The sequence below is a fragment of the Fictibacillus sp. 7GRE50 genome (assembly GCF_015903875.1).
GTDB lineage: Bacteria > Bacillota > Bacilli > Bacillales > Fictibacillaceae > Fictibacillus > Fictibacillus phosphorivorans.
In genome coordinates this window covers 414,330-433,113 of the sequence record NZ_JACZDW010000001.1, presented here as the reverse complement: position 1 = coordinate 433,113, position 18,784 = coordinate 414,330, and the positions used below count along the sequence as shown (strand labels likewise).

Genomic DNA, 18,784 nt, shown 5'->3' with positions numbered 1-18,784 from the left:
TAGTAGGGAGGGATACATTAATGAAAAAGGCATTTGTTATTATACTTACAATCTTTCTCATACTTATAGATAGTCCGATTGGTTTTAGTGATAAACAGCCAACGGACTCAATAGTCGTAAAAAATTTAATGGACAATGAATCTATACAACAAGAAAAATTATTTCTCACATATGGAACAACCATTTCTGAAAAGCAAACGTTGAATGATTTTCAAAGAATGGTAAATAAACTAAACCAGATATTCTCAGTCCAATTAAAAGTTTACACAGATCACGATGATCATGGAATCATAGAATTTATAGGAACTCATAAAAAAAGTAAAAAGACAACACTGTCAATAAAATGGCTGGGACAGAAAGTTCAAACAAGTCCGAATTTGTACAAAACCTATTTATTGGTTAATATTACGAGTCAGGACTTAGGAACAAAGAACATGAAAAAACTTTACGATAACTTACGCAACAAGTTAATCACGTTAAAGTTAAATCCTAACATCAATACTACAGTTCAAGGAGCCATCGAGCGAAAATTAGTCCAGGATGAACAAATCAGTCTCATTAATAAGATGACAAAGAGACTGAAAGGAAAAATAACCGATAAGTACATAGACAAGTACTTCATCAGTTCCAACGGGTTCTCTCCAAAACTTAACCGGACCATTAAAATAAATAAGAACAAGATTAATTTTCAAATCTCAAGTTATTATCATACAGAAAGGAAACGTACAATTATCACCATTGGGAATCCGATTATTACTGGGGATTCGTGAATATAAAAAAGCAGGCCATATATTTGAGGCCTGCTAATTTTTAAGATACTGGAGAATTTTTCTTCGTTCTTCTATAAACAATTAAGAAGAAGGAAAGAACGATCAAAACGATCGATATGATCTGTGCCATCTTTAATGAGGAAGTTAACATAAGGCTGTCAGTCCTCATCCCTTCAATGGCAAACCTTCCTATGGAATACCAGATTATATAGCTTAGAAACACTTCGCCATTCTTAAGATTGAACTTTTTAAGGGTTATTAAGACAAAAAAACCAATCATGTTCCATACCGACTCATAAAGAAAAGTGGGCTGGTAATAAACACCGTCAATATACATCTGATTAATGATAAAATCCGGAAGCCATAGATTTTCCAGGAACGACCTTGATACCGGTCCTCCATGGGCTTCTTGGTTAATAAAGTTCCCCCATCGTCCAATCGCTTGTCCTAAGATGATACTTGGAGCTGCGATGTCTGCAATAGTCCAAAAGGATAGTTCTCTTCTTTTTGTAAAAATGTATGCTGTTAAAAAGGCACCTATGAGTGCTCCATGGATTGCGATTCCCCCATTCCAGATAGCAAATACATCGGCAATACTATCTTTATACTTCTGCCATTCAAAAATAACGTAGTATAATCGGGCTGTAAGTATTGAGACTGGTACGGCTATCATGACCAAATCAACAAACGTGTCTTTTGGGAGGCCACGTTTCTTGCTTTCTCTATTTGCAAGGAGAAATCCTAAAAATGCTCCTGAAGCTATGATTAACCCATACCAATAAATCTGAATTACTCCAAAATCAAGAGCCACCCGATCTATGGGTTGCATTGAAGATTCAATCAAGTTAAACACTCCTCTAATTTTCTATTAAAACCACTTTGATTAGATTATAAGAGAAAAATAAGGAGTTTTTTTGAAGATGAACCGTAATTATGACTTAATTGACTTATACTCATTTAATCAATAATTATCTTTATATATAAAAGATAAGTCCATATATCGGAATCATCTTCAGCTGCATTATTTAGCGGAAAGTCCTGAAATGAACTTGGTTTAGATCATAGTTATTAAAAGATAACCAAAACCAGCATGCGAGACTAAATTATCTCTTCGCTTTGTTTCTTTGATTATTTCTTTAAATACTCCTCAAAGGATACTCTAATCTCACAATCTATTAAAAACTTAATATTTAATGTTTGTTGCAAAGAGAATACACAAAAAGTTCTTATTTTATTAGTACACTTCTTATCAAAATAGATACCTTATACTTAAAAGTGTGAATGAAGTTTGAATGAAAAAATCGTCATGCATACTGTTGCAATTTAAAGGGTAATATAGTGTTTAAATAAAAAAGGAAGGAGAGTTTTTAATGAAATTTAAAAATTACTTTCTTGGAAGTTTACTACTGGTTTTCACACTTACTCTCGCTGCGTGTGGTAATAATGACCAAGATACAAATCAAAATGATGAGAAAATGGAAGAAGGAAAGGACCATGGGAATATGGACCATTCCGGATCGGGAGAAGTACCAAAAGGTTTAAAAGAAGCAAAAAATCCTAAATATGAAGTAGGAAGTAAAGCGATTATAAATGCAAATCATATGGAAGGGATGAAAGGGGCAGAGGCAACAATTGTAGGTGCTTATGATACATATGTTTATAAAGTAACATACACGCCAACTACAGGTGGGGAAAAAGTAACAGATCATAAATGGGTTATTCAAGAAGAGCTTCAGGATGCAAATGAGAAACCTTTAAAACCAGGTGCAAAAGTCGTGCTTAATGCAGACCACATGGAGGGCATGAAAGATGCTGAAGCTACTATAGACTCTGTAGTGAAAACCACAATTTATATGGTCGATTTTACCCCTACGACCGGTGGGGACAAAGTAACAAACCATCAATGGTTAACTGAAAGCGAGTTATCACCTGAGTAAGATTTTAATAGTGGGAGGAGTATCTACGATAGTAGGTACTCTTTTTTTACCTCTATTTAGAGGTGAACAATGGAAGCTTCTTTTCACATTAAACGAAAGCTCTTAACTTAGAAAATTATGCCTAACTTTAGTATTGCTTATCTTCTATTAATAAATAGGGAGTATGATTAGGTAGATGGATGATATTGAGCTCTGAATTTAATGCATAAATTCTTGATAATTTTAAGGTAATGTTAATAGGGAGAGGGGGAGAATTATGTATGATATTTTTAATTTGTTAAGTAGTTTTTTAAATGAACCCTTAACTACTCTCTTTTATAATAACCAAGGCATACCACTTTTGAGTGCTTTCTTTTTAGGGATTTTGGGGGCAGTAGCTCCTTGTCAATTAACTGGAAATATAAGTACCATGATGTATTATGGCAATAAGTCTCTAAGGGATTCAAAAATTTGGCCAGAGATCTCCGCTTACATATTCGGAAAAATTTTTGTTTATATTATGTTAGGACTACTGATATGGATATTTGGTCGTACTTTAGAAAATAGCTTAACTACAATATTCCCTATTGTCAGAAAATTGATTGGCCCGTTACTCATAATCATCGGATTTTACCTGATTGGTATCATAAAATTGAACTTGAGTATTATATTCAATTTCCACTCCTTTTTTTCAAAAAGAGGCATTATTAATTCATTTTTATTAGGAGTTGTACTGACACTCGGTTTTTGTCCAACAATGTTTCTACTCTTTTTTGGACTTTTAATGCCATTAGTACTTTCTACTTCCTATGGAATCATACTGCCGGGGATTTTCGCTTTAGGAACAGTCTTTCCATTTCTGCTATTAATCTTTTTAATCTTATACTTTAATTTATATGGAGTACTTTTGAAGAAAAGCAAGAAAATAGGCAATGTAATCCAGGTGACTTTTGGATGTTTGTTTACTGTTCTAGGTATTCTAGATATCTTTGTCTACTGGCTCTAATAGGAGGGACTATGAAGATTTCAATAAAACTTGGGTTAATTCTATTGGTTATCATGTTAATCATAGAGTTTTTACTTTTTTTAATCTTATATCAAGGCATTTTGACAAGTCGTATTCAAGAGGAAACACGAGATCTTGTCGCGCGTGGAAATAATCATAGAGATGTTTTAGAAAGAAAGTTTGATGATGTTACACTCCATCATGTTGGTCTAATGGAGTCCAAAGCGAAAACAAAAGTTGTAGTAATGGATTCGGATGATAACATTTTAGTTAGGTCAAGTGATATCGACACTAAGATGAAAGAGATACTGAATAAAAATATCACACCAAGCCATCATGGGTTTTTAGTACAGAATGACTGGAAGAAGAAAGCTTATTTTGCATCGGTTTCACCTATTGTAATTGATGGCAAGCACGTGGCATTCGTATATATGTTTTTAGATACAAAATTTATTCAACAGATGAATAACCATCTTATAGATGAGTTTGTTAAAATCAGTATCATTTCACTAATAATACTGATTATTGCAGTAAGCTTTTTATCTAAAACGATTACTAAACCCTTACTTAAAATGAAAGAAGCAACAAAAAAATTAAGTGATGGTTATCACAAAGTCACCTTAGATATAAACAGAAAAGATGAACTCGGTGAACTTGCCCTGCAGATTACTACTTTATCGGAGGACTTGAATCGATTACAAAGAGATCGAATTGAATTCTTAGCTAATATATCACATGAACTACGTACACCCCTTACCTACATCACTGGTTATACTAAAATCCTGCAGCGTCCAAATATCCAAGTAGAAGAGAAGGCAAAATATTTAACCATCATAAATGAAGAATCAAATAATCTGACCAAACTTATTGAGGATTTGTTCGAACTTGCAAAGATGGACCAAACTAGGTTTGTGATTCATAAGGAAAAAGTGTCGGTCTCCCAACTGGTTCAAAAAGTTCTTAATAATATAAAACCAGTTTTTTCTTCAAAAAAGATCGAATTGGTTTATTTCTCGGACGGGGATTATATTTTAGAGATTGATGAGAAAAGGATATATCAGGTTCTAATCAACCTCTTGGATAATGCAATGAAATACTCATCAGAAAATACGACGGTCAATATCAGTGTCACAGGACACAAGGAGTTTATCGAAATTCAGATTAAAGATGAGGGTGAAGGGATTCCGGAAAATGAATTGCCATTGATTTGGGATCGTTTATACAGAGTCGAAAAGTCCCGGTCTAGAGAAAAAGGAGGTTCCGGTTTAGGATTAGCTATTGTGAAAGAGATTATAGAACAGCATGATGGAAAGATTACTGCCACGAGTCAAATCGGGAAAGGAACAACCATCTCAGTATTTTTAAAAAGGAGTTAAAAATGAAAAAAATATTAATAGTAGACGATGAACAAAGAATGGTAGATTTGATCTCATTATATTTAAAACCATATAATTTTGAAATAGTAAAATCTTATTCAGGAAATCAAGCGATTGAAATTATAAAAAAAGAGAAAATTCATTTAGTTCTATTAGATGTTATGATGCCAGATATAGATGGCTGGGAAACAATTAAGCTGATTCGAGAATGGCTGCAAGTACCTATTATCATGTTGACTGCAAGGAACGAAAAGATGGACATTGTAAAGGGGTTAAGACTTGGAGCGGATGATTATATTACGAAACCATTTGATGAAGAGGTATTATTAGCTAGGATTGAAGCAGTCTTAAGAAGGTCGCAGCAAGAAAATGAAGAGGATTATGGAATTGAAGGATTGATTATTGAAAAGAAAAGGCACTATATTTCTTATAATAATCAATCGATAATTCTTACTCCAAAGGAGTTCGAAATGATTTACTTATTAATCAAATTTCCTCGGCGTGTCTTTAATAGGGAGCAGTTGATAGAGATTATATGGGGTATGGAATCTGAAACTGAAGGTAGAACTATAGACTCTCATGTTAGAAATATTAGAGAAAAGTTCAGAAAAGCAGGATTTCCAATTGACAACTATTTTAAAACAGTATGGGGTTTAGGATACAAATGGGAAAATAATTAGAACAACAATCTGAAAATGTAGTGAATGTGATGGATGATATGATTCATGATGTGTAGAACAAAAATGACAATAAAGATAATAATTAATATAAAAATCGGAAAAATAGTAATTGTAAAAGCTAAATTATAGTTTTAAGCCCAATGTGTTTATTGCATTGGGTTTAAATTTATAAATGAAGGGATGTAAAAAATGAATCACCATCACATGAATGAACATCATACTGAAGAAAATAAGCAACAACATAATCATTCGTTAGGAAATCATACTAATCAAGAGGATCATAACGGACACCATGACCATATGATTGATGATTTTAAGAAAAGGTTCTATATTTCATTATTATTAACTATACCCATTTTAATTCTTTCACCGATGATTCAGATGTTTTTTGGTTTTAACATAACTTTTCCAAGTTCGATGTTAGTCCTGTTTACATTGTCAACAGTAGTATTTTTTTATGGTGGATGGCCATTTATATCAGGATTGATTGATGAAATAAAACAAAAGAATCCAGGTATGATGACATTGATTGGGCTTGCTATCATATCAGCCTATATCTACAGCACTCTTACCGTTTTTGGATATGAAGGGGAAAACTTTTTTTGGGAATTAGCGACATTAGTGGATATTATGCTTCTAGGTCACTGGATAGAAATGAAATCAATTATGAAGGCATCCAACTCACTGGAAGCACTAATTAAGTTAATGCCTCAAGAAGCCCATCTAATACAAGAAAACGGTGATGTAATGGATGTATCTGTTTCAGAATTAAAGAAACATGACAAAATCCTTATTAAACCTGGAGAAAAGGTGCCTGCCGATGGTGTAGTCATTAAAGGCGTTTCAAATGTTAATGAATCCATGTTAACCGGCGAATCAGTACCTGTGGAAAAAGAGAAGGATCACAACATAATTGCTGGTTCCATTAATGGTGAAGGGTCTTTAACGATATTAATAAAGAATATTGGTGAAGAAACCTATTTATCCCAAGTCATTAAACTGGTTCAAGATGCCCAAGCAACAAAATCGAAAACTCAAGCATTATCTGATCGGGCAGCAAAATGGTTGTTTTATATAGCTCTGTGTGCAAGCTTAACGACTTTAATAATATGGTTGCTCTTAGGTTATGATTTCTACATAGCACTTGAACGTATGGTTACTGTTTTAGTTATTTCATGTCCGCATGCTTTAGGGTTAGCGGTTCCATTAGTAATTGCAAGGTCTACAACCTTATCTGCTAAAAATGGTCTTCTAATTAGAAACCGTACAAGTTTTGAAGACGCTCGAAACTTAGATTCTATTGTGTTTGATAAAACAGGAACTTTAACAAAAGGGGAATTTGGAGTTACAGATATAATAACTGAGGCTAATAAAGATGAAAATGATTTATTGCAACTAGCAGCATCAATAGAATCTCAATCAGAACATCCTATTGCGAAGGGTATTGTAGAAGAGGCGAATAAAAGGAATATCAAACTGTTGGAAGTAGAAGAATTTAAATCAATAACAGGAAAAGGCTTACAAGGAATAATAAAAAGCAAGGCCGTGAAAGTTATGAGTCCGAGGTATGTAATCGAAGAGAGCATAGCTTTTGACTCAACAACTTATAAAAAACTATCGAACGAGGGCAAAACAGTTTCTTTTATTTTGATTAATGACGAATTATACGGAATGATTGCGCTAGCTGATCAAGTTAAAGATACTGCCTATAGGGCGATTGAGAAACTTAAAGAAAAAAATATTCGAACTATAATGTTAACTGGAGACAATCAACAAGTTGCGAATTGGGTCGGAAAAAAGTTGAAATTAGACGAGATATTTTCAGAAGTACTTCCTCATCAAAAGGCCGATCAAATTAAGAAGATTAAATCGAGCGGTCAAAAAGTTGCAATGACCGGTGATGGTGTAAATGATGCCCCAGCCCTTGCTAGTGCAGACTTAGGCATAGCGATAGGGGCTGGGACAGATGTTGCTATGGAGACAGCTGATATTATTTTAGCAAGAAGTAATCCAGAAGATGTCGTTTCAATAATTGATCTTTCAAGAGCTACATATAAAAAGATGTTACAAAATTTATGGTGGGCCGCTGGTTATAATATTTTTGCCTTACCTCTCGCAGCCGGAATTCTTTATCCCTATGGAATTTTATTAGATCCAGCAGTGGGAGCAGTATTAATGTCATTAAGTACAATTATCGTAGCCATCAATGCACAATTGTTAAAAATTTAATCTATATTTTATTGAAGGAACTATCATATCAAAAGGTAGTTCTTTTTTGATTTGAACTAGAATGTGGTACTACTTCATAATTTATGCATATTTTTTTGTTATAACAAATTTACTTAAGTTATTAATATTTATTGATTAAGTTTCCATTATTCGAGAATTGATATTTTGAAATAATAAATAACATCAAATTTAGTAAATGGGTAACTTTCATTATATTTAATGGGGGATTTAGTAATGTGTGGTTTTATCGGTTATTTGAGTAATAACGAGATACAAGGAACGAATACAGAAGTTAATGATTTTATGAACATGACTAATATTATCTCTCATCGGGGACCAGATGATGTTGGATATTATTTTGATGAACATATTCGTCTAGGATTCCGTAGATTGAGTATTATTGATTTAGATAGCGGGAAACAGCCATTAGGATATGAAGATGATCGGTATTGGATAACCTTTAATGGTGAGATTTATAACTATCTTGAATTAAGAGAGGGCTTAGAAAAGAGAGGGCTATCTTTTAAGACTGATTCTGATACGGAGGTTATCCTGGCTTTATATAGTATCAAGCGTGAAAAGGCTCTTAATGAGTTGCGAGGTATGTTTAGTTTTTTAATATGGGATAAAGAAAAAAAAGAATTGTTTGGTGCTAGAGATCATTTTGGTATTAAGCCATTTTTTTATTATGAATCTGAGGATGAATTATTATGTGCATCTGAGAAAAAAAGCATCCTGCTTGCAACGAATGGAGGGAGCTTTAATGAGGAAGCTCTACATTATTATCTCACATATCAATTCGTTCCAGAACCATACACTTTTTCCAGTTCAATAAAAAAGTTAGAGCCAGGTCATTACTTTGTAAAAAAAATCGGTCAAAAGATGAATATTAAGAATTACTTTAAACCTCGCTTTACTCCTATTTTCAAACCTTTTGATGAGGAAATCAATACGATTAGGGATGTAATGAGAGAATCTGTAAAGGTGCACATGAGAAGTGATGTTCCTGTTGGTTCATTCTTGTCTGGAGGTATAGATTCTTCAAGTATTGTAGCGTTAGCTAAAGAGTTTAATCCTAAAATTAAAACTTTTACTGTAGGATTTGAACGAGAAGGTTACAGTGAAATAGATTTAGCCAAAGAAACGGCTTCAGATCTTGGGGTAGAGAATATTCATTATATTGTAAAACCAGAAGAGTTTATTGAACAACTGCCTAAAATCATTTGGCATTTGGACGAGCCCGTCGCGGATCCTGCATTAGTCCCACTGTTTTTTGTCGCAAGAGAAGCCAAAAAGCACGTTACCGTAGTCCTTTCCGGTGAAGGGGCAGACGAACTGTTCGGTGGATACAATATCTATCGTGAACCATATTCATTAAGACATTTCAAAAAACTTCCAACAGGAGTAAAAGAGGGACTAAACTCATTTTCAAAAATGCTACCTGATGGTACACGTGGAAAAAGCTTTCTTGAGAGAGGTACAACCAGCATCGAGGACCGCTATATCGGAAATGCAAAGATATTTTTAGAAGCTGAAAAAAAGGAGCTCCTTAAGAACTATCAAACGAAATGGGATTATAAAAACGTTACAAAAGAGCTATATCGTAACATTCAACACCTAGACGATGTTCATAAGATGCAGTATATCGATATGCACACATGGCTGCGGGGAGATATTCTAGTGAAAGCCGATAAGATGACGATGGCGAACTCATTAGAGTTGCGTGTCCCATTTTTGGACAAGGAAGTCTTTAAAGTTGCTTCACAGCTTTCTTCGTCTAAGACCATAACAAATCAAACGACAAAATATATACTAAGAAAAGCAATGGAAGGAATCGTACCAGACTCTGTTCTAACTAGAAAGAAGTTAGGATTTCCGGTCCCCATACGCCATTGGCTTCAAAATGAACTGTCTGATTGGGCATATTCTTTGATTGTCGAAAGTGAAACGGATTGTTTGTTTAATAAAGTGTATTTGCTGAATCTTTTAGATGACCATCAAAAAGGAAAGAAAGATTATAGCAGAAAGTTGTGGACGATTTTAACGTTTATGATTTGGCATAAAATTTATATTGAGAAGAAATATAATTTCTCGAAAGATAAAATTTTGAACGATAATGATGCTAAGTTATTAAAAGTGTAAAGGATTTCCAAGTGCCAAGTTCTCATGCTCGAGTACTTGGTTTTTATATTTCTTGAATGAACATAAAATAAAATTTAGATAAAAGAAAGAAGGTGAAAACTAGTATATGTGGAAATTTTAGAACAATCATGTGAAAAAGGAGGTTTAATGCATTGCTGAAAACATAAAAACCAAGGAAGTGAATAAATGTCACTGAAATCGGATGGTTCATTAAAGGAACAGACAAAATGGGGAAAAATCTCTATTATTCTCTCTTTAGCAATTCCAGCCATGTTAGAGAACATCTTACAAACGATTGTAGGATTCGTAGATACTCTCTTCGTAGCAAAGATAGGACTAGAGGAGGTAACTGCAGTAGGTGTAGCTAATACGGTAATAGCCGTTTATATAGCCGTCTTTATGGCGGTTGGCGTCGGGACTTCATCACTGATCGCACGGAGTTTAGGAGCCGGAGATATTGATCAGGCGAAATCAATCGCTAAACAATCGACTCTCTTAACAGCGTTTATAGGTCTATTCTTTGGAGCCGTAAGTATATTTTTGGCGGAACCTTTCCTTTTATTAATGGGTGCTGATGAAAAAGTTTTAGTGGATGGAGTTGTCTATTTCCGAATCGTCGCTATACCCTCCATATTCATTTCTCTCATGTTCATCTTCGGAAGCATCCTGCGAGCTTCTGGTGATACGAAAACACCATTGAAGGTAAGCTGGTGGATAAATATAATCCATCTTGGTCTTGATTATGTTCTGATTTTTGGAGTAGGCGATTGGGAAGGATTAGGAGTTGCTGGGGCCGCTTGGGCTACAGTATTAGTAAGAATAATGGGAACATGGATGCTCTATCATTATATTAAGAAATCAATCGTTTCTTTTTCCCTGCGTAAAGGTACACTGAACATGATAAGGGGCGTCATGCTATCCGTCATAAAATTATCCATACCTGCTGCGATCGAAAGGTTAATAATGAGAGTTGGCCAAGTTCTATACTTCGGATTGATTGTGCATATAGGAACAGAAACATTCGCAGCTCATACCATTGCAGGAAACATCGAAACCTTTTCTTACATGCCTGGATATGGATTAGCTATCGCCGCTACTACTCTAGTAGGCCAAAGTATAGGAGCGGGAAAATTAAAAGATGCCTACCAATATGGCATTTTAACAACCGGGGTCGGAATCTTCTTCATGTCAATAATAGGGATCATCTTATTTGTTTTTTCTCCATATTTTGCATCCTGGTTCACGACAGATAAAAATGCCATTGAAATGGTGGTAACTGCTCTAAGAATCGATGCATTTGCCCAACCCGCACTTGCTGTAGGATTGATCTTGGCAGGGGCTCTTCAGGGAGCTGGCGATACAAAAAGTCCCATGTATAGCACAGCAGTCGGTATGTGGGTGATACGAGTCCTAGGTGTTTACCTTTTTGGAATCGTACTCGGCTATGGAATAGCAGGGATATGGATTTCAATTGCTCTAGATTTACTTATAAGAGCTATATACTTATATGTTAGATGGATAACTTATTTTAAAATATCTACTGAAAAAAATATACCAAAATAAGAGATAATTATTTTTAAAACTAAAATAAAAAAACCATTGACTTATAAAAATTGGAATACTAAAATGGAATCAATTACAATTATTTTGAATTTTTAGAAAATTTATATACTATTTCTTCCTAGCTGGTACTAGGTTTTTTTTATACTACATATTATACGTTGGGAGGGTATGGTATAAGAGGGGGTTTTTCATTGGAGGGAAAGTTAGTTAGGCTAGCTGTCAACGGAGGAATTGGTTTTGGTGCACAACTATCACCTAAACAATTACTTCTATTGAGCAAGTACTTACCTGAGGATTCAGAAATTGAATTAACAACATTCCAACAGCTTATTATTCAAGTACCAGAAGATAACCTGGAACAAATAAGGAATGAGTTGGAGCTTATAGGTCTTTCATGTTATTCAGTAGGAAACTATGTAAAGAGCTTAAGAACTTGCGGTTTTTGTAAAGGGGCAGAAGAAGAGGGTATGCCAGTTGCCATCGAGTTGAACAATCGTATCGCAGGTAAGGAAGTGCCTTTTACACTACGGCCCGCATATACTGGTTGTCCTACCGCATGTGGTGAACCATTAGTAAACGATATTGGAGTTATAAAACAAAGAGACACCTTTGATCTCTATTTAGGTGGCAAAGCAAATGGTCTTGATGCACGAACAGGTCAACTTTTCAAAAATAATCTACAACCAAACGAATTATTTAAACTAGTCGAACAAATTATTGATATTTATGCTAAAAACGGTAAAAGGAGAGAAAAATTTTCAAAGTTTCTTAATCGGTTTGGTATCGATCAAATAAAACAACAACTTAATATATAAAAAAAAACTTAAAAATTTTGAGGGGCATTGTAGGAGGCTAACATGGAAAAATTCGAATTTAAAGTAAACGGAATGAGCTGCGGCCATTGTGAGAAAGCCATTCAAGATGCACTTATGGAATCACCAGGAGTTGAATCTGTAAAAGCAAGTGCCTCAAATAACAGCGTTCAAGTAACCTATTTGTCTAATAAGACTAACACAGCACTAATCAAAGAAATAATAGAAGAGGAGGGGTACAACGTTATTGATTAGTTGTTAAATATGATTATGGGAGGCATGGGGATGAAAAAAAGGTTAAGTGTTTTCTTTTCATTTATTTTACTTGTAAGTCTTATTTTAAGTGGTTGCAGCAGTAAGGGGATTGAAGAAGAACCGGCTGCAAGCGATAGTGAAACAAAAAAGGAACAAAAACTAACCATCAATGCCATATCAGAACCTCCTAGTCTAGACCCGGCGTTAATTGATAATCAGATCGCGGGAGACATCAGTAACCAATTATTCGAAGGATTAGTCAGGTTGGATGAAAAAGGAAATGTCGTAGCCGGAGTTGCCGAATCATGGGATATCTCTGATGATAAAACAGTTTATACTTTTCATCTAAATAAGAACGCTAAATGGTCGAACGGAGATCCAGTAACAGCGGAAGACTTCATCTTTTCGTGGGAACGAGTATTGAATCCAGAAGTAGCTGCTCCTCTTGGAAGTAATCTGTTCTTCATCAAAAACGGCGCTGCATATAATGAAGGGACAGTAAAAGATTTTAATGAAGTTGGTATAAAAGCCCCCGATCAACAAACTTTAGAAATCACACTCGAAAGACCGACATCCTTCTTTTTAGAACTGACATCGTTTTTTACATTATTGCCTGTGAACAAAAAGGTAGCAGAAGCAAATGCTAAATGGGCGACAGATGCAAAAACATTTGTTTCAAACGGCCCATTTCAACTTAAAGAATGGAAACACGATCAAGAGCTAGTGATGGTCCCGAATGAGAATTACTGGGCAAAAGAGGTCGTAAAGCTAGACGAACTGAAATGGGTGATGGTAAACGATCAAAACACCGAATATGGTATGTACAAATCAGGGGAGATCGCTGTTGCTGAACAGATACCAAACTCTATCAAGAGCCAGCTCATTCAGAGCGGAGACGCGGAAAAACTACCAAGTGCAAGCGTAGCCTACTTGCGATTTAATCATGAGAACAAGGTGTTCAGTAATCCTAAGATAAGAAAAGCACTGAGTATGGCACTGGATAGACAATTGATTGTAGATAAAGTAACTCAAGGAGGAGAAACACCTGCGTTCTCATTCATACCAAACGGTTTAGGAAATGGTGTGGGAGAGTTCAGGGAGCAGGCAGGAGATTCACTCTATAAGGACAAATCGGTTGAAGAGGCAAAACAGCTATTAGAAGAAGGAAAGGCTGAGTTAGGGTTAAGTAGTCTGCCAAAGGTGAGCCTATTGTTCTATACAAGCGATTTATACAACCAATTAACTCAAGCGATGCAAGAAATGTGGAAGAAGAATCTAGGTTTAGAAGTCGAGCTTAAAACGATGGAGAGAAAAGTGTTTGTTCAAAATGTTCAAAAAGGAGATTACGAGATAGCCATCTATAGCACAGGGGCAGACTACAATGATGCTCAGAACCTGCTCGGTCAGTTTACAACGGGAGATGTCTATAACTATAGTAAAATCTCAATTCCGGCATATGATGACTTGGTTAAGAAAGTAGATACCGAACTCGATCTAAACAAGCGGGCTGAATACATGCAAGAAGCCGAGAAAGTATTACTAGAAGACATGGCGATCGCTCCACTTTACTTTAACAACAAAGTCTACCTGCAACAAGATAATGTAAAAAATGTTCACCGTTACATTATACAAGCGGTTGATTATAGGGAAGCTTTTGTGGAGTAAAGAAATATGATTTGATAGAGGGAAATCGTTTTGGTTTTCCTCTTTCTTTCAAGGAGGTAAGCTATGATTTTCTATATCATTAAACGAATGATGACTGCACTCCTTGCGTTGTTTGTCATCGCCACTCTAACTTTTGTGTTAATGAATCTGATACCAGGTGACCCATTCACGAATGAAAAGAGCATACCTGAACAAGTACTGAAAAATCTGAGGGCTCACTATGGCCTTGATCAGCCGCTTATCATCCAGTATTTCAAATACATGGCAGGAATTATTACTTTAGATTTTGGACCTTCGATTACATCGGATACACGTACAGTCAATGAATTAATATTAAGTGGGTTTCCTGTTTCGGCGGTACTCGGCATACAGGCACTGGTTATTGCAGTCGTCTTCGGGATGACTCTAGGTATCATAGCCGCGATCAAACATAACGGCTGGTTAGATTATCTATCAATGGTTATAGCCATCTTAGGCTTATCAGTACCGAGCTTTGTACTATCAACTGTTCTTATTAATTACTTCGCGATAAAGCTTGAATGGCTCCCAGTCGCTACTTGGGGTACGTGGAGACATACTGTTCTTCCAAGCTTAGCGTTGGCAGTTGGTCCGTTAGCTTACATAGCTAGATTAACAAGGTCGAGCATATTAGAAGTTCTTACCTCAGATTATGTTCAAACGGCTATTGCGAAGGGTGTAACGGGTTCACGGTTAATCTTTCGTCATATATTAAGAAATGCATTGATACCGGTTGTTACTGTACTAGGTCCTATATCAGCTGGAATATTAACAGGGAGTTTTGTGATCGAACAAATATTTGGTATTCCTGGGATCGGAAAATACTTTGTTCAATCAATTTCTGATCGGGACTATCCGGTCATCTTAGGCACAACCATATTTTACAGTGCAATATTGATACTCTTCATCTTAATAATCGATCTGACTTACGGATTCTTAGATCCTCGAATCAAACTAGCGAGGAGGAGATAATATGGAAGCGCTAAACGAGAAGAGAAAATTTCATTTCAAAGAAAAAAACATTCGAATAGTTGAAGAAATCAACGTCCAACCTTTTTCACAGTTTAAAGAAACGTTATATTATCTAACCAAGAACAAACTCGCTGTCGTTGGGCTAATCATCATCTTATTGTTAATCATTATGGCTGTTATCGGTCCTAAGTTAGTGACTTATTCATATTCTGATCAATCCTTACTAGAATCCAATCAACCACCATCAAAAGAGCATTGGTTTGGAACAGACCAATTAGGAAGAGATATTTTTGCCCGAACATGGACGGGAGCAAGGATTAGTTTATTCATAGGAATAATGGCTGTTTTAATCGATCTTATTGTAGGAATAATCATCGGTGGAATAGCAGGGTTAAAAGGTGGTAAAACGGATGAGATTCTTATGCGACTAGTAGATATCCTATACGGGTTGCCTCATCTACTGGTAACCATTCTATTGATGGTTGTTCTCAAGCCCGGACTTACGACCATCATACTAGCGATGGCAGCAACAGGGTGGATTGGAATCGCCAGGCTTGTAAGGGGACAGATTCTCCAGCTCAAAGAATGTGAATACGTTATGGCGTCTCGAGTACTGGGAGCTGGTTTTTATAAGATTTTGTTTAAACATCTTCTTCCCAATACTTTAGGTCCTATCATTGTTGCTATGACTCTATCTGTTCCCGGAGCTATCTTTGCTGAGGCGACTTTAAGCTTTTTAGGCTTAGGAGTACCAGTACCCTTGGCCAGTTGGGGAACGATGACATCCGAGGCACTTGTGACACTATTGACGGGTCACCTATGGATATTATTTTTTCCTGCATTCTTCATTTCGTTAACGATGTTTGCCTTCAATGTGGTCGGAGATGGATTAAGAGATGCGTTAGATCCTAAAATGAGAACGTAGGTGAGTAGATGACGAATCTTTTAGAGGTGAGCAACCTTTATGTCGAGTTTTACGCAAAAAAGAAAACGATAAATGCCTTGAGAGGAGTATCTTTTAGTCTAGGAACAGAAGAAGTGCTAGCGATCGTCGGCGAGTCTGGCAGCGGGAAGTCCGTGACTGCCAAAAGTATACTTAAACTATTACCGCCACAAAACGCTAAAATAGTTGATGGATCCATTCTTTATAAAGAAACAGAACTAACCCAGCTTTCAAAGAAAGAAATGGTCAAATACCGCGGCAGAAAAATTGCAATGGTATTCCAGGACCCAATGACTTCATTAAACCCGACCATGAGAATTGGTGAGCAGATCGCAGAAGGATTAATCGTTCACGATAAGTTACCGAAAAAAGAAGTGTGGGAAAAAGTTCACAGGATGCTCAAACTTGTTGGAATTCCAGAACCAGAATACAATAGTAGAAAGTATCCTCACGAACTAAGCGGAGGTATGCGCCAAAGGGTAGGCATTGCCATGGCCCTCATCTGTGAACCTTCCATCCTCATAGCAGATGAGCCTACAACAGCATTAGATGTATCCATCCAAGCTCAAATAATAGAACTGTTAAAAGAGTTAAAACCGAAGTTAAATATGTCCATCATACTGATCACTCATGATTTAGGCATCGTGGCAAACATGGCAGATAGAATCTTAGTCATGTATGCTGGTGAAATAGTAGAGAGCGGAACAGTAAATGAGATCTTCTATAAAGCAAGACACCCCTATACATGGGGACTTTTACAATCAATCCCGGATGTTGACAGTAAAAAGCCGTTAAAAGGAATTGATGGCTCCCCCCCCAGATCTGTCACAAATTTCAAAGGGGTGTTCCTTTGCAGCTAGATGTCCATATGTACTAGATGTTTGTGAAGAAGAAAAACCGACTTCTTTTATGATCGATAAAGGTCATCATGCCTCATGCTGGCTGAATGACGAAAGAGCTCCCATGGTGGAAAGTCCTTTAACTATTAAAAATAAAGAGAAAAAGATTATGTAAAAACACTCAGAGGTGAGAAGATGGCACTAGAAAACATTATGGAAGAACAACACGGTTGCTGTGATTCAACTGCTGCAGAAGAAAAACACACAACTAGATCACAAAAAGAAAAAGAAGAAATGTTGAATAGATTGAAACGAATTGAAGGTCAGGTACGCGGCATTCAGAACATGATTCACGATGAACGCTATTGTATTGACATTATCGTACAATTGAGTGCAATCAACGCAGCGGTAAAAAAAGTGGGCTTTAACTTATTAGAAACCCACACACACCATTGTGTTAAGGATGCTATTTCTTCAAACCAAGGAACTGAAGCTGTAAGTGAGTTAATGAAAGTAATCCATCAATTTACAAAATCATAAACAGATTTAACCCCCCCATTCCGGAGGGTTTTTTCACGAAATTTTTATTTTTCCTATCATGCCAGATTCTTTGTGTCCCGGGATTGTACAATAGTACGTATAGACACCCGCTTCTTTAGGAATGAACGATACCTGATTGGATCGATTTGGTTCAACGTGTAGATGAAAGACAGAATCATCTTCATTTGACATAGCATGATCATGTTCCGATTGAGTGTTTGATGTTTCTACATTCTCATACGAAAAAGAAGAAATTTCAATATCATGTTCAACTGAATCATCATTTAATAATGTTAAGAGTACTTTTTGATCTTTTTTTAAACTAGCATTTGATGAAAGGTATCTATAATCTTTTATTCCTACCTCCCAATTGAAAACTTCTTCCTGTTCAAGTTTTTTATCCTCATTCTTATTAGCTGATGTAGAAGAATGTTGTTCGTGCTGCGTTTGAGCTTTTTCATGTGGTTTAATAATATCATCAGGAAATTTTAAAAAAACCATAAGCAGCAGTCCGCAGCCAAAAAGCATGATGACATTAAAGTATCTTTCAATTTGATGTTTAAGTGTTTCTGATAAGAATTGTAGAATACATAAAATTGTTATTCCTACAGTAAGTAAGATTCCTATCATTACCAATATCTGTGCTTGTTTAAAACTTAACATTACTGTTAACATGGCACCCATCATCCCGGCCATTATACCTGAAAAAAGTCCTTCAATCATTAGATGGAAATGAAGTTTAGACCCAATTAATAAACCTGCTAGACCACTTAATAATATTGAGAAAAGTGTGGCATACAGCAAATTATCTTTAAAGTACACGCCTAAATAAAATCCAGCGGTCAGACCCATACTCATAGTGTAAGCCATTACGTAAACCATATTGTTCATTAAGGAATCTTTAGACTTATAAAAAAAAGATGATAGAAAAACTAAAGCTGTACAAATCACTAAAACCCCTAAAATGTAAATTGACATTTAAGCCCTCCTTGTCCATTCCTTCATTCTAAGTTATGAGAGGAAGATATCGATTTATGCAAGTTCATTATAAACTCGAA

The 18,784-nt window shown here is 35.7% G+C and carries 16 protein-coding genes and 1 pseudogene; 15 read left to right on the top strand and 2 right to left on the bottom strand.

Going from position 1 to position 18,784, the window contains the following annotated elements; all coding sequences use genetic code 11:
* The first annotated feature begins 20 nt into the window (after window positions 1-20).
* On the top strand, window positions 21-770 hold the full coding sequence (locus IHV12_RS02130) for a YwmB family TATA-box binding protein (protein ID WP_197129799.1): 750 nt from the start codon (window positions 21-23) through the stop codon (window positions 768-770).
* A gap of 40 nt (window positions 771-810) precedes the next feature.
* On the opposite strand, the gene lgt is transcribed toward IHV12_RS02130, so the two are convergent.
* Entirely contained in the window at window positions 811-1,611 is an 801-nt protein-coding gene (gene lgt / locus IHV12_RS02125; protein ID WP_312035283.1) for a prolipoprotein diacylglyceryl transferase, read from the bottom strand.
* A 529-nt stretch (window positions 1,612-2,140) separates the two neighbouring features.
* Between lgt and IHV12_RS02120 the strand changes: the two genes are divergently transcribed.
* The 14 genes and pseudogenes from IHV12_RS02120 (at window position 2,141) to IHV12_RS02055 (ending at window position 17,726) form a co-directional block, all read left to right on the top strand.
* The gene (locus tag IHV12_RS02120) at window positions 2,141-2,707 is read left to right on the top strand and encodes a YdhK family protein (protein ID WP_197129805.1); all 567 of its coding nucleotides are present in this window, start codon (window positions 2,141-2,143) and stop codon (window positions 2,705-2,707) included.
* A 256-nt stretch (window positions 2,708-2,963) separates the two neighbouring features.
* Entirely contained in the window at window positions 2,964-3,692 is a 729-nt protein-coding gene (locus IHV12_RS02115) for a sulfite exporter TauE/SafE family protein (RefSeq protein WP_197129808.1), read from the top strand.
* A gap of 11 nt (window positions 3,693-3,703) precedes the next feature.
* Window positions 3,704-5,068: a HAMP domain-containing sensor histidine kinase gene (locus tag IHV12_RS02110; protein ID WP_197129811.1), complete on the top strand. Its 1,365-nt coding sequence runs from the start codon at window positions 3,704-3,706 to the stop codon at window positions 5,066-5,068.
* Window positions 5,069-5,070: 2 nt separating this feature from the next.
* Window positions 5,071-5,748, top strand: a complete 678-nt coding sequence (locus IHV12_RS02105; protein WP_197129812.1) for a response regulator transcription factor — start codon at window positions 5,071-5,073, stop codon at window positions 5,746-5,748.
* 204 nt (window positions 5,749-5,952) lie between these two features.
* A complete protein-coding gene (locus tag IHV12_RS02100) occupies window positions 5,953-7,977 on the top strand; it encodes a copper-translocating P-type ATPase (RefSeq protein ID WP_197130030.1) in 2,025 nt (674 codons plus the stop codon).
* A 234-nt stretch (window positions 7,978-8,211) separates the two neighbouring features.
* Entirely contained in the window at window positions 8,212-10,119 is a 1,908-nt protein-coding gene (gene asnB, locus IHV12_RS02095) for an asparagine synthase (glutamine-hydrolyzing) (protein WP_197129813.1), read from the top strand.
* A 186-nt stretch (window positions 10,120-10,305) separates the two neighbouring features.
* Window positions 10,306-11,682 (top strand): MATE family efflux transporter, encoded by a 1,377-nt coding sequence (locus tag IHV12_RS02090; RefSeq protein WP_231618261.1) that lies wholly within the window; start codon window positions 10,306-10,308, stop codon window positions 11,680-11,682.
* Between the two features lie 191 nt (window positions 11,683-11,873).
* Entirely contained in the window at window positions 11,874-12,497 is a 624-nt protein-coding gene (locus IHV12_RS02085; protein WP_197129814.1) for a nitrite reductase, read from the top strand.
* 42 nt (window positions 12,498-12,539) lie between these two features.
* A complete protein-coding gene (locus IHV12_RS02080; RefSeq protein ID WP_197129815.1) occupies window positions 12,540-12,749 on the top strand; it encodes a heavy-metal-associated domain-containing protein in 210 nt (69 codons plus the stop codon).
* Between the two features lie 30 nt (window positions 12,750-12,779).
* Window positions 12,780-14,414: a peptide ABC transporter substrate-binding protein gene (locus tag IHV12_RS02075; RefSeq protein WP_231607364.1), complete on the top strand. Its 1,635-nt coding sequence runs from the start codon at window positions 12,780-12,782 to the stop codon at window positions 14,412-14,414.
* Window positions 14,415-14,477: 63 nt separating this feature from the next.
* A complete protein-coding gene (locus IHV12_RS02070; RefSeq protein ID WP_197129816.1) occupies window positions 14,478-15,404 on the top strand; it encodes an ABC transporter permease in 927 nt (308 codons plus the stop codon).
* A 1-nt stretch (window position 15,405) separates the two neighbouring features.
* The gene (locus IHV12_RS02065) at window positions 15,406-16,329 is read left to right on the top strand and encodes an ABC transporter permease (protein WP_197129817.1); all 924 of its coding nucleotides are present in this window, start codon (window positions 15,406-15,408) and stop codon (window positions 16,327-16,329) included.
* Between the two features lie 8 nt (window positions 16,330-16,337).
* A pseudogene (locus IHV12_RS02060) lies at window positions 16,338-17,361 on the top strand (ABC transporter ATP-binding protein).
* Window positions 17,362-17,399: 38 nt separating this feature from the next.
* A complete protein-coding gene (locus IHV12_RS02055; RefSeq protein ID WP_197130047.1) occupies window positions 17,400-17,726 on the top strand; it encodes a metal-sensing transcriptional repressor in 327 nt (108 codons plus the stop codon).
* Window positions 17,727-17,759: 33 nt separating this feature from the next.
* On the opposite strand, the gene IHV12_RS02050 is transcribed toward IHV12_RS02055, so the two are convergent.
* Entirely contained in the window at window positions 17,760-18,704 is a 945-nt protein-coding gene (locus tag IHV12_RS02050; protein WP_197129820.1) for a cupredoxin domain-containing protein, read from the bottom strand.
* Window positions 18,705-18,784: the final 80 nt, after the last annotated feature.